9 protein-coding genes are annotated in these 13011 nt (G+C 72.7%); 5 read left to right on the top strand and 4 right to left on the bottom strand.

The annotated features are described in order from the left end of the window. The first annotated feature begins 30 nt into the window (after positions 1–30). Positions 31–3654, top strand: a complete 3624-nt coding sequence (locus tag ABZS37_RS11730) for an ABC transporter ATP-binding protein (RefSeq protein ID WP_355168009.1) — start codon at positions 31–33, stop codon at positions 3652–3654. 45 nt (positions 3655–3699) lie between these two features. Here ABZS37_RS11730 and ABZS37_RS11725 read toward each other — a convergent pair whose 3' ends face one another. From ABZS37_RS11725 to ABZS37_RS11710, 4 genes are all read right to left on the bottom strand, one after another. Beyond that, on the bottom strand, positions 3700–4767 hold the full coding sequence (locus ABZS37_RS11725) for an NADH:flavin oxidoreductase/NADH oxidase (RefSeq protein ID WP_355168007.1): 1068 nt from the start codon (positions 4765–4767) through the stop codon (positions 3700–3702). Positions 4768–4835: 68 nt separating this feature from the next. Beyond that, positions 4836–6140, bottom strand: coding sequence for a dicarboxylate/amino acid:cation symporter (locus tag ABZS37_RS11720; protein WP_355168124.1), 1305 nt, complete (start codon positions 6138–6140; stop codon positions 4836–4838). 208 nt (positions 6141–6348) lie between these two features. After that, positions 6349–7005, bottom strand: a complete 657-nt coding sequence (locus ABZS37_RS11715; RefSeq protein ID WP_355168005.1) for a DUF998 domain-containing protein — start codon at positions 7003–7005, stop codon at positions 6349–6351. After that, the gene (locus tag ABZS37_RS11710) at positions 6998–7963 is read right to left on the bottom strand and encodes a glutathione S-transferase C-terminal domain-containing protein (protein ID WP_355168003.1); all 966 of its coding nucleotides are present in this window, start codon (positions 7961–7963) and stop codon (positions 6998–7000) included. The genes ABZS37_RS11715 and ABZS37_RS11710 overlap by 8 nt, the downstream gene beginning before the upstream one ends. 106 nt (positions 7964–8069) lie before the next feature. Here ABZS37_RS11710 and pcaF point away from each other — a divergent pair, with 106 nt between their 5' ends. From pcaF to ABZS37_RS11690, 4 genes are all read left to right on the top strand, one after another. Then, positions 8070–9275 carry a 3-oxoadipyl-CoA thiolase gene (gene pcaF / locus ABZS37_RS11705; RefSeq protein ID WP_355168001.1) on the top strand — a complete coding sequence of 402 codons (1206 nt, stop codon included), beginning with the start codon at positions 8070–8072 and terminating at the stop codon, positions 9273–9275. A gap of 151 nt (positions 9276–9426) precedes the next feature. Next, on the top strand, positions 9427–10239 hold the full coding sequence (locus tag ABZS37_RS11700) for an SAM-dependent methyltransferase (protein WP_355167999.1): 813 nt from the start codon (positions 9427–9429) through the stop codon (positions 10237–10239). A 6-nt stretch (positions 10240–10245) separates the two neighbouring features. Then, complete coding sequence (locus ABZS37_RS11695) at positions 10246–12408, top strand: EAL domain-containing protein (RefSeq protein WP_355167997.1); 2163 nt, start codon at positions 10246–10248, stop codon at positions 12406–12408. Continuing rightward, positions 12405–12905 carry a DUF456 domain-containing protein gene (locus ABZS37_RS11690; protein WP_355167995.1) on the top strand — a complete coding sequence of 167 codons (501 nt, stop codon included), beginning with the start codon at positions 12405–12407 and terminating at the stop codon, positions 12903–12905. The genes ABZS37_RS11695 and ABZS37_RS11690 overlap by 4 nt, the downstream gene beginning before the upstream one ends. The last annotated feature ends 106 nt before the right edge of the window (positions 12906–13011 follow it).

Raw genomic sequence — 13011 nt, 5'->3', positions numbered from 1 at the left:
TCGCCGCCACCCACGTCCGGAGGGACACCAATGCGCCTGCTCCGTGATCTGTGGGGCACCTCGTCACGTCGTATGACGATCGTGGCCGTCCTGATCGTGCTCGGCGCCGCCGGCCAGGCCGGTGCGTCGGCGCTCGCCGGCGCGGTGCTGGTGCATCGCTCGACCGGCTTCTTCACCGTGCTGGCCGCGGCGTTGGTCGCCGTGGTGCTCAGCGACCTCGCGGTGAGCCTGCTGATGGCCGGTCTGACCGCCGACTGGTCCGCCGACGTGCGCCGCCGGCTCTGCCGGGTCGCACTCGGGCAGGACCTGCCCACCTTGGAGACCACTCCGGTGGGCGAGTTGCTCGACCGCATCGACGGGGACGTCTACCAGGTGGCGTCGGCGGTCCGTAACCAGGGCACCCGGCTCGCCCAGGGGCTCTGCGTCGGCCTGTTGTCGATGGTCGTCGCGCTGGTCGTGTGGTGGCCGGCCGGGATCGCGATGCTGCTGCTCACGGTGGTGCTCGCGGTCGGGCTCCGCCGGCCCACGGCGCGGATCGGTCCGGCCCGGATGGCCGAGGAGGAGGCGTGGTCGGACCTGGCCGCGGTGATGGAGGAGGCGGTGCACGGCCAGGACGACGTACGGACCAGCCTGGCCCGGCCGTACGTGTTGCGGCTCTACGCCCAGCGGGCCGCCGCCGTGCTGTCCCGGGGCCACCTGGTCTGGGTGTTGTCCGCCCGGGTGGCCACGGCCGCCACCGCGACGATCCGGGCTGGCATCGGCGCGGTGGTGCTCGGTGGGGCCTGGGCGTTGACCACCGACCGGATCGACGCTGCCCGACTCACTGCCATCTGGCTGCTCGCCCTGGCCTTCGGGGCCACCGCGGAACACGTCAGCCGGATGGTGCCGGAGATCCAGGAGGCTCTCGGCGCGTGGGCCCGGGTGCAGTTGCTCCAGAAGGCCCGGCAGGAGCCCGTCGGCGGGGCCAGCCCGACCGACGGTGACCTGCGCATCCGCGACCTGACATTCGGGTACCAGGTGAGTGGCCCGGAGAGCGGCCGGGGGGTGGCGCTGCGCGGGGTCAGCCTCACCTTCACGCGCGGCCGTTCGTACGCGCTGATCGGGCGCACCGGCTCGGGCAAGTCGACTCTGGCGAAGGTGCTCACCAGGGCCGTCGACGTGCCGCCGGGAACGGTCTTCCTCGGCGGCACCGATTTGTGCGACCTCGATGTCGAGCAGCTGCGCCGTTGGGTGGCGCTGGTGCCGCAGCGCACCGAGATCCTGGCCGGCACGCTCGCCGAGAACGTCGCGCTCTTCGACCCGGGGCTGCTCGATGCCGCAGCCCGGGCGTTGAACGAGCTGGGCCTGGCCGGCTGGATCGCCGAGCTGCCGGACGGGCTGGCGACCCGGCTGGGGGAGGGCGGGCACGTGCTCTCCGCCGGTCAGGAGCAGCTGGTGGCGTTCGCCCGGATTCTGGTCCGTGAGCCGCACGTGGTGATCCTCGACGAGGCCACCGCGCGGTTGGACCCGGTCACCGAGGCACGGGTGCAGCGGGCCACCGAACGACTGCTGCGCGACCGGATCGGGATCGTCATCGCGCACCGACTCTCCTCGGTGCGCCGCTGCGACGAGGTGGTGGTGTTGGCCGACGGCGCGGTGGTCGAGGCCGGCTCGCTGGAAACGTCGACGCGTTTCGCCGAGCTGCTGGCGACCAGCCACGCCGCCGCGTACGCCGCGGCGGTGCCGGCCGGCCGCGCCGGTGCCGGCACCGACCTGCTGGTCGGCCCCGACCCGGCCGACGCCTGGCCGAGCGGGCCGCCGACAGCGCAGGTCGGCCCGGTCGCCCTGGTTGAGCCGGTCGCGAAGGTCGCGAAGCTCGCGCCGGTTGAGCCGGTCACGGAGGTCGCGCCGGTCACGAAGGTCGCGCTGGCTGAGCCGGTCGCGAAGGTCGCGAAGGTCGCGCCAGTCCGTGCCGACCCGCCGCCACTGCCGTCCGTACCGCCGGCCCGGACGCTGCGGGAGATCGTCCGACTCTGCACCAACGATCCCCGGTACGGGTTGGCCGCGATCGTGCTGTTCCTGACGGTCACCCTGCTGGGGTTGGACGGCCCCGTGCTGCCCTGGCTCTGGGCCGACGTGGTCGACGGGACCGGCAACCCGTACCTGCCGGCGGTGGGGATCGTGGCCGGGCTGCTGGTCACCCTGCCGGTGCCGTTCTACACCCACGTCTGGTTCCCGCAGTGGTGGGTCCGGCAGATGCTGCGGATCGGCCTGCGCCTGGTACATGGACAGACCGGGCCGCGCCGGGTCAGCTCCCACACGCCGGCCGAGGTGGTGGCGCAGGGTGGCGACACCGAGCGGGTCGTCCAGCTCGCCGACAACGTGCTGGACCAGGCTGTCGCGCTGGTCCTGGTGGTCGCCATGACGGCGGTCACCGGCAGCGTCGTACCGGGGCTGTTCTTCCTCGGCACGATGGTCGTCTCCGGGCTGGCCGCGACGCTGTTCGGGCCGAAGCTCGAGCGTGCGGCCCGGGCGACGGTGGCGGCGCGGGCTTCCTTCGCGACCGCGCTGGTCTCCGCGCTCTCCGCGGCGCGGACGGTGAAGCTCGCTGGCGCGACCGCGGCGGTGCTCCGCCATCTGGCGGACCTGGACGTGCTGCGCAGCGACCGGCAGCGACGGGAGATCTCGGTGCAGGTGTGGGCGCGTTCCACGCCGTCGGTGGCCAGCGGTCTGTTGCCGATCGGCGCGTGGGCGCTCTACCTGAGCGGCGGCCTCTCCGCCGGGGCGGTGCTGGTGGCCGTCGCCACCCTGGGTGCGGCGCGTTGGTTCGCCTGGACCACCGCGTCGTTGATCTCCCAGCTGCCCTCGGCGCGGGTCTGGACCCGGCGCACGGCGGCGATGACCGGAGTGAGCGCGTACTCCGCGGGGGTTCCGGCGGTCGACCTGGCCGCCGGGACGGCGCCCGCGCCGACGCCACCGCCCCGGCATCCGCTGCGCCGGCTGGAGCTGCGCGGCTTCGGGGTGGTGCACTCCGACGGTACGGTCGCCGTCCGGGATGTGGACCTGACGGTGCAGCGTGGGCAGTTGGTGCTGGTTGTCGGGCCGGTCGGCTCGGGCAAGTCGTCGCTGCTGCGGGCGTTGGCCGGGATCGTGCACCACACCGGCGAGCTGGCCTGGAACGGCGACCCGGTCACCGAGCCGGAGCTGTTCCTGCGCCCCAACCAGGTCGGCTACGTCGGTCAGTTGCCCCGGGTGCTCTCCGGCACGGTGGCCGACAACATCGCGCTCGGGCACCAGGTGGACGCGGCCGGGGCGGTCAGCACCGCCCAACTCGACCATGACCTGGCCGCCGCTGGCGGGGGGTTGGGCCTGCTCATCGGGCACAAGGGCACCCGGCTCTCCGGCGGGCAGTTGCAGCGGTTGGCGCTGGCTCGGGCGCTGGCCCCGCGTACCGAATTGTTGGTCGCGGACGACGTGTCGTCGGCGCTGGACGTCACCACCGAGCTGGCGCTGTGGCAGGCGTTGCGCGGACACGGGGTGACCGTGGTCGGCTCGACCGCGAAGCGCGCCGCGTTGGTCCGGGCCGACCACGTGGTGGTGCTGATCGGTGGCACGGTGGCGGCCCAGGGCACCTGGCAGGACCTGGAGGGCGACTGGTCACACCTGGCCGGCTGACGGTGGGGCGGCTGCCGGGCACGGCAGCCGCCCCACCGGCGGGGGTCAGGCTGCGCGGGCGTACTGGGCGGGCCCGGTGTACGCGACGCCGAGCTTGGCGGCGGCCCGGCGCGGCCAGTACGGGTCACGCAGCAGCTCCCGGCCGAGTAGCACCAGGTCGGCTTCGCCGCTGGCGACGATCTGCTCGGCGTGCTCGGGCTCGACGATCAGGCCCACCGCGCCGGTCAGCACGCAGGCCTCGCGGCGGATCTGGGCGGCCAGCGGCACCTGGTAGCCGGGGCCGAGCGGGATGCGCTGGTCCACGCTCACGCCACCGGAGGAAGCGTCGACCAGGTCGACGCCGACGCCGGCCAGCTCGCCGGCGAGCACCACGCTGTCCTCGATCGTCCAACCGCCCTCGACCCAGTCGGTGGCGGAGATCCGGGTCAGCACCGGCACGTTCTCGCCGACCGCGGCGCGGACCGCGCGGGCCACCTCCAGGGTGAGGCGCATCCGGGCGGCCCGGTCGCCGCCGTAGGAGTCGGTGCGGTGGTTGGTCAGCGGCGAGAGGAACTCGTTGAGCAGGTAGCCGTGGGCGGCGTGGATCTCCACGGCGGCGAAGCCGGCATCCAGCGCGCGTTCGGCGGCCGCTGCGAACGCCTCGACCACTCCGGCGATGCCCTCCGCGTCGAGAGTGCTCGGCGTCCGGTAATCGGCGGTGAACGGCTCCGAGCCGGGAGCGACGGGCGTCCAGCCACCCTCGGCGTCCGGCACGCCGCCGCGGTTCGGTGCCCACGGTCGGTACGTGGAGGCCTTGAACCCGGCGTGCGCGAGCTGTACGGCAGGCACCGCGCCGTGGGCGGCGACGGACGCGGTCACCGGCCGCCACGCGTCGACGTGCGCATCGGACCACAGCCCGGTGTCCTGCGGGCTGATCCGGCCCTCGGGAAGCACGGCGGTCGCCTCGGTCAGCACCAGACCGGCGCCACCCACCGCGCGGCTCGCGAGGTGGATCAGGTGCCAGTCGGTGGGCAGACCGTCCGGGCCGGCGGAGTACTGACACATCGGCGCCATGGCGATCCGGTTGGGCAGAGTGACCGCACGAAGGGCCAGCGGTGTGAACAGGGAGCTCATGTGGTCATCCTCTCGGAAACGTCGACGGACCCCTCGGTGAGGAGTCCGTCGACATCGGTGTGCCGGGGTCAGGCGGGGACGGGGCTCAGCTCGTCCTGCCGGTCGGGTCGGGCGAGTGGGGCCGGCTCCGGGTCGGTCAGGTCGCGTCGGCCGGCGGACTCGTACGCGGCCCGGTCGAGGGTGCCCTCGCGGGCGGCGACAACGGTCGGCACCAGCGCCTGCCCGGCCACGTTGGTGGCGGTGCGGATCATGTCCAGGATCGGGTCGATGGCCAGCAGCAGGCCGGCGCCGGCCAGCGGCAGGCCCAGCGTGCTGAGGGTCAGGGTGAGCATCACGATCGCGCCGGTCAGGCCGGCGGTGGCCGCCGAGCCGACCACCGAGACGAAGGCGATCAGCAGGTAGTCGGTGACACCGAGCTGCACGCCGAACACCTGGGCCACGAAGATCGCGGCGAGTGCGGGGTAGATGGCGGCGCAGCCGTCCATCTTCGTGGTGGCGCCGAAGGGCACCGCGAACGAGGCGTACTCGCGGGGCACGCCGAGCCGCTCGACGGAGCGCTGGGTCACCGGCATGGTGCCGACCGAGGAGCGGGACACGAAGGCCAGCTCGATCGCCGGCCAGGCGCCGGCGAAGAAGCGCAGCGGGTTGAGGCGGCCGGCGAGGATCAGCACCAGCGGGTAGACCACGAACAGCACGATGGCGCAGCCGACGTAGACGGCGGTGGTGAACTTCGCGAGGGGGGCCAGCAGGTCCCAGCCGTACGAGGCGACGGCGTTGCCGATCAGGCCGAGGGTGCCGATCGGGGCGAGGCGGATGACCCACCAGAGCGCCTTCTGGACGATTTCCAGCAGGGAGCGGTTCAGTGCCACGAACGGTTCGGCGGCGTCGCCGACCAGCAGGGCCGCGGCACCGACGACGAGGGCGAGGAAGACGATCTGGAGGACGTTGCCCTCGACGAACGCGCCGACCGGGTTGGTGGGCACGATGCCGGTGAGGAAGTCGGTCCAGGAGCCGGTGTTCTTCGGCGGTGCCGCGTTACCCAGGTCGAGGGTCACGCCCTTGCCCGGGTTGACGAGCAGCCCGAGGCCGATGCCGATGCCCACCGCGATCAGTGCGGTGATGCCGAACCACATCAGGGTCTTGAGCGCGAGCCGGGCGGCGTTGGCCACGCCGCGCAGGCTGACCACGCTGACCACGATGGCGGTGAAGACCAGCGGCGGCACGGCCAGCTTGAGCAGCTGGATGAAGAGGTTACCGACGGTGTGCAGGGTGCTGGTCAGCCAGCTCAGGTCGTTGGTGCGGGCCAGGAAGCCCAGCGCGACGCCGAGCACGAGGCCGAGCAGGATCTGCACGGAAAAGGGAATTTTGCGCAGGCCGAAAGGCATGTGGGTCTTTCCAATTGTCTGGTCCGGTCGGGGTAGGCGTAAGAGCTGGCTACGCCGGACAGACGCCGCCGGCCTGCAGTCGGAGATCGACATACAGGCGGACGGTGAGGTCCCAGACATTGGTCATCGCCGGCCCACGCTACGCCGGTCCTTCTCCGTGGTGAAAGGGATGCCGATCGTGATGCTCCTTACAGCCCTACCGGCGGGCCAGGGCCAGGGCGGTGGCGGTGACCAGGCCCCACAGCACCGCGAGCGCGAGGACCAGCCGCTCCAGCACACCCACCACCGCGCCCCGACCGACGATGAGCATTGCCAGCCCGACCGTGGCACAGAGCGGCAGGGTCAGCGCGGCGGCCACGCCGGCCAACCGCCGCACCGCCGGGCCGGCCGGCCCGGACACGGCGAGCGTGACCATGGCGAAGACCACCGCCGCGGTCGCCGCGATGCTCGCGCCACCATGCACCAGATCCGCCGTCGTGGCTCGCTCGAACGGCGGCAGCGGGCAGCCTGCGGAGCAGGTCACCGCCCCGGACACGGCGGTGAACACGGCACTGGTGGCGAGCAGCGCCGGCGCCGCCCACACCCCGGGAGGCAGCGCCGCGCCGACCAGCAGCAACGCGCCGGCAAGCGCGAGGACCCCGATCCGGTACGTCGCGGCGTGGCCACTGCCGGCGATGCCCGCCTCACTGACGTACCCGGTGAGCCCTGGGCCAGGACCGGCGACCACGGCGACCGTCACCGCGACCGAGCCGGCCAGCGCGCACCCGGCCGCTGCCGAGGCGGCGACCCGGCGGGCGACGTCCGAGCGGGCCCTCGGCGCGGTCGTGGTGCCGGGCCGACCCGGCTCAGCCACGCCCGTGCGGCGTGCTCCAGCCGGACTCGTCAGGCCCGAGCGGCACGATGCCGCTCGGGTTGATCTCCCGGTGGGTGCCGTAGTAGTGCCGCTTGATGTGGTCGAAGTCCACCGTCTCGCCGAAGCCCGGGGTCTGGAACAGGTCCCGGGCGTACGCCCACAGCACCGGCATCTCGGTCAGCTTGTTGCGGTTGCACTTGAAGTGCCCGTGGTACGCGGCGTCGAAGCGGACCAGCGTGGTGAACAGCCGCACGTCGGCCTCGGTGATCCCGTCACCCATCAGGTAGCGCTGCCCCGCCAGCCGCTCGGACAGCGCGTCCAGTCGGGCGAAGAGAGCCCGGAACGCCTCGTCGTACGCCTCCTGCGAGGTGGCGAACCCGCACCGGTAGACGCCGTTGTTGACGTCGGCGTGGATCTCGGCCATCAGCGCGTCCATCTCGGGGCGCAGCTCGACCGGGTACAGATCCGGTGCGTCGGGAGCGTGCAGCCGTCGCCACTCGGTGGAGAAGTCGAGGGTGAGCCGCGGGTAGTCGTTGGTGACCACCCGGCCGGTCAGGGTGTCGACCAGCGCCGGCACGGTCACCCGGCCGGTGTAGTCGAGGTCCGTGGCCAGGTACGCCTCGGAGAGGAAGCTGACCCCGAGGACCGGGTCGAAGCCGTCCGGGTCGAGGGCGAACGCCCAGCCCCGCTCGTCCCGGATCGGGTCGACGGTGCCCAGCGAGATCGCGTCGTCCAGGCCGAGCAGGCCGCGCACGATCCTCGCCCGGTGCGCCCACGGACAGGCGCGGCACCAGATCAGCCGGTAGCGGCCGGCCTCCAGTGGCCAACGGTCCTGCTCGTCCGGGCCGCCGCCGGGCGGGGAGGTCGAGTCGGGCGTGACCCGACCGGTGAACCGGTTGGGCTGACGGACGAACGCACCGCCGCCGCTGGTCTCTGCGCTGAACTGGGCCCGGGCCATGCCGTCAACCTATCCGCTGCCGGCGCGGATATCCTGGCGCCGGCAGCCCTCGCGACCCGGTGGGCGTGCCCCCACCCCCGCCGTCTGCACCCCCGAAGGACTCGCGATGACCGTGGCATACCTGGTGGCCGGTGTCCGTACCCCGATCGGCCGGTACGCGGGCGCCCTGGCCGGTGTCCGCCCCGACGACCTGGCCGCGCACGTGATCCGCGAGTTGGTCGCCCGCCACCCGTCGGTGGACTGGGCGCGGGTGGACGACGTCGTGCTCGGCTGCGCCAACCAGGCCGGCGAGGACAACCGCAACGTGGCCCGGATGGCGGCGCTGCTGGCCGGCCTGCCCGAGGACGTGCCGGGCAGCACGGTCAACCGGCTCTGCGGCTCCGGGCTGGACGCCCTCGCCACCGCCGCCCGGTCCATCGTCGCCGGGGACGCGGAGCTGGTCATCGCCGGCGGGGTGGAGAGCATGAGCCGGGCGCCGTTCGTCATGCCGAAGGCGACCTCGGCGTACTCCCGCTCCGCCGAGGTGTACGACACCACCCTGGGCTGGCGGCTGGTGAACCCGCTGATGCGGGACGGGTGGGGGGTCGACTCGATGCCGGAGACGGCGGAGAACGTGGCCGCCGAGTACGGCGTCAGCCGGGCCGAGCAGGACGCCTTCGCGTACCGCTCGCAGCAGCGCGCGGCCAAGGCGCAGGCCGACGGCCGGTTCGCCGAGGAGATCGTGGCGGTGTCCGTGCCGGCCGGCCGTCGGGAGACCCGGTTGATCGAGGTCGACGAGCATCCTCGGGAGACCTCTCTGGAGAAGCTGGCCGCGCTGCCCACCCCGTTCCGTGACGGCGGCACCGTGACCGCCGGCAACTCCTCGGGCGTCAACGACGGCGCGGTCGCGCTGCTGGTGGCCAGCGAGGCGGCGGTGCATCGATACGGCCTCACTCCGCTGGCCCGCATCGGCGGCGCTGCGGCGGCCGGCGTGCCGCCCCGGGTCATGGGGATCGGCCCGGTGCCGGCCACCCGCAAGCTGCTCGACCGGGTCGGCGTCGAGTTGAGCGCGGTCGACGTGGTGGAGCTGAACGAGGCGTTCGCCGCGCAGTCCGTGGCGGTGCTGCGTGAGCTGGGGCTGCCCGTGGACGCCGACCACGTCAACCCGAACGGCGGCGCCATCGCGCTGGGGCATCCGCTCGGTGCCAGCGGCGCGCGGCTGGCGCTGACCGCCGCCCTGGAGTTGCGCCGTCGCGGAGGCCGCAGGGCTCTGGCCACCATGTGCATCGGTGTCGGGCAGGGCATCTCGTTGCTGCTGGAATCGGCCGACTGAGCGCGGAAACAGCGTGAAGGGATCTCCCGGACGCGGGACTCAGCCGCCTAGAGTGGTCCACACCACACGACCCGCGGGTCGACCGGTGCTCGCGGCACGCCCCGACGCTGGTGCCGTCCCGCGCCGCGGCGATGAACTGGGGAGCACGCTGATGCCGGACGGACTGCCGACCGAGATCGATCTGACCAGGCCGAGCGCGGCCCGGGTGTACGACTATTTTCTGGGCGGGGCGCACAACTTCGAGATCGACCGGCAGTTGGCCGAGCAGATCGCCAGCATGACCCCGAATCTCGCCGCCACCATGCGTTCCGGCCGTGAGTTCCTGCGCCGGGCTGTTCGGGTGCTGCTCGACGCCGGCATCGACCAGTTCCTCGACATCGGCTCAGGAATTCCCACCGTGGGCAACGTGCACGAGGTCGCGCAGGGGACGAATCCCAAGGCCCGGGTGGTGTACGTCGACATCGACCCGGTGGCCGTCGCGCACAGCCGGGAGTTGCTCGCAGGCAACGAGCTGACCGGAGTCATCCACGCTGATCTGCGGGAGCCGGAGCGGATCCTCGCCGAGACCCGGCAGCTCGGGCTGATCGACTTCAGCCGGCCGATGGGCATCCTGCTGGCCGGGGTGGTGCACTTCGTCCCGGACAGCGACCGGCCCGAGGAGATCCTGGCCACCCTGCGGGCGGCCGCCGCGCCGGGCAGCTTCCTGGTCATCTCGCACTCCACCTTCGAGGATCAGCCGCAGGAGATGCTGGACGCCCAACGCCTCTCCGCACGGACGGACACGGAGATCACGTTGCGCTCCCGCGCACAGGTCAACGGCTTCTTCGGCGATTGGACGGTCCTCGAACCGGGCGTGGTGCACATGCCGCTCTGGCGTCCCGACTCGGCGTCGGATGTGGATGAGCACCCCGAGCGGTTCGGTGCCTTCGGGGGCGTCGCCCGGTACGACCAGCCCGCCGGCTGATCTCCAGTGGCCGCTGTCCCGGATCCCATCGGGGTCGACGCCGGACGGGCCGACGCCCAGGGGTACGCCGGCGACTGGGCCCGCGCGGTTCGCCGACTCGGTTTCGTGCCCCTCAGCGCGGCCGAGACCGAGCGGCTGCTGCTGGTGCACACGATCCGGCTGGCCCAGGCGGTGCGGGCGGAGCCGTTCACCGCCCGCCCCGCCGAGGAGGTCGGGCGAGCGCTGGTGGAGGCGCACCTCACCGAGCCGCAGGCCCTGAACTGGACGCTGCACGCCCTCGGTGTGGACTTCCCGCGCCGGGTGCTGGGCGCGGGTGACCAGCCCGCGGACCTGGCCGACCGGATCGCGGCGGTGCAGGGCGGGCTGGCCGCCGGGTTCGCCAGCGCGCTGCGTGATCGCACCTTCAGCCAGCAGGAGCGGATCGCCCGATCCGCCTGGCAGGCGCGCGACGAGGTCGAGCAGGCGCTGCGCGACAGCGAGGCCCGGTTCCGGGCGGTCTTCACCGGTGCCGCGATCGGGATCGGCATCGCCGGCGTGGACGGCCGGATCATCGACGTCAACCAGGCGTTCGCCGACATGCTCGGCTACTCGATCGAGGAGTTGCGCGAGACCAACGTGGCGGCGCTGTTCCACGCCGACGACGCCGCCGGGATGTGGGAGCTGTACCAGGAGCTGATCGACGGCAAGCACGACGCGGCCCGGGTGGAGAAGCGTTACCACCGCAAGGACGGCACCGTGGTCTGGACGGATCTGGCCGTCTCGCTGATCCGAAAGGACGGCCGGCCCCGGTTCACCGTCGCGCTGGTCGAGGACATCACCCAGCGGTACGAACTCCAGCAGCGGCTGCGCTTCCAGGCGCTGCACGACCCGCTGACCGGGCTGCCCAACCGGACGCTGTTCTTCGAGACGCTGGGCCGGGTCCTCGACAGTGCGGGCGCCGGGCAGCGGGTCGGGGTGTGCTTCCTCGACCTGGATGGCTTCAAGGCGATCAACGACAGCCTCGGCCACGACCTGGGTGACCGGCTGCTGGTGATGATCGGCCGGAGGCTGGCCGCGTGCGTGGCCGATCATGGCCACCTGGTCGCCCGGATGGGCGGCGACGAGTTCGTGATCCTCGTCGACGGCGGGGACGACATCGAGGATGCGGTGGCTGTCGCGGAGGCCGCGCTGGCCGCCGTCGCGGCCCCGGTGCACGTCGGTGACCATCAGTTGGCCGTCTCGGCCAGTGTGGGCATCGTGGAGTGCCCGGCCGTGGAGACCACCGCGTCGGAGCTGATGAAAGCAGCGGACAGCACGCTCTACTGGGCCAAGGCGGCTGGCCGGGGCCGGTGGGCGGTCTACGACCCGGAGCGCAGCGCCCGGGACATCGCCCGGTCGGCGCTGGTCGCCGGGCTGCCGGCCGCACTGGACCGGGGTGAGTTCGTGCTGCACTACCAGCCGATCGTTTCGTTACTGGAGGGCAGCATGCTCGCGGTGGAGGCGCTGGTCCGGTGGGAACATCCGGAGCTGGGTCTGATCGGGCCCGACCGGTTCATCGGCCTGGCTGAGGAGACCGGCCTGATCGTCCGGCTCGGCGAGTGGGTGCTGCGGCAGGCCTGCCACGACGCCGAGCAGTGGCGGCGGGAGTTCCCCGACGCCAAGCTGGTGGTCAGCGTCAACCTGGCCGCGCGGCAGGCCGACGACCCGGCGATCGTGGACACGGTGGCCGACGCGCTGCACACCAGCGGGCTGCCGGCGGAGCTGCTCCAGTTGGAGTTGACCGAGAGCGCCGTGATGGGCAGCGCCGGTGAGCCGCTGCGCAGCCTGCACCGGCTCGCCGCGCTCGGCGTCCGGCTGGCCGTGGACGACTTCGGCACCGGCTACTCCAACCTGGCGTACCTGCGGCGGCTGCCGATCCACTCCCTGAAGCTCGCCGGACCGTTCGTCGAGGGCATCCGCGCCGATGGGGCCGACGTCGCCGCCGACCACCGCGACGAACGGATCGTCGACGCGTTGGTCCGGTTGGCGCACGCGTTGGAGCTGTGGGTCACCGCCGAGGCGGTGGAGACCGGGGTGCAGGCGGAACGGTTGCGGGCGCTGCGCTGCGACACCGGGCAGGGCCGATACTTCGGTGCCCCGGCACCGGCCGATGCGATAACGGCCCGGCTGCGCGGCGGGGTGGCGGCGTGAGCCTGACGGATTCGCAGACGGTGGTGACCGTGGTGGCCGCGCTGGCCATCCTGGCCGGGTTGGCGGGCGTGGTGGTGCCCGGTCTGCCGGCGTTGCCGCTCTGCTGGGGTGGGGTGCTGGTCTGGGCGATCTTCGGCGGTGCCGGCATGGGTGGCTGGGCGGTGTTCGCCGCTGCCACGTTGGTCGCCGCGAGCGGCGCCGTGATCAAGTACGCGTGGCCCGGGCGGAACCTGAAACGCACCGGTGTGCCGATGTCCACGCTGCTCGCCGGTGGGGTGCTCGGCATCGTCGGGTTCTTCGTGGTGCCGATCGTGGGGTTGGTGCTCGGCTTCGTCGGCGGGGTCTGGGCGGCGGAACGGCTGCGACTCGGCAGCAACCAACTCGCCTGGCCGTCCACGGTGCAGGCGCTCAAAGCAGCCGGCCTGTCGATGCTGGTGGAGTTCCTGGCCTGCGTGATCATCACAGCTCTCTGGGTAGCCGGCCTCCTCCTCACCTGACCCCGCTTCGTTGGTGATCAAGAGGTTCGCGTCACGAGCGGTCCGAAATCTGACGCGAACCTCTTGATCACCCGAACGAAGGAGGGGTGGGGGCGCGGGGCACTTG

This window comes from Micromonospora sp. NPDC005413 (assembly GCF_040606435.1).
Classification (GTDB): domain Bacteria; phylum Actinomycetota; class Actinomycetes; order Mycobacteriales; family Micromonosporaceae; genus Micromonospora.
Note: the sequence above shows the minus strand (reverse complement) of the source record. Positions and strands in the feature narration are given on the sequence as shown.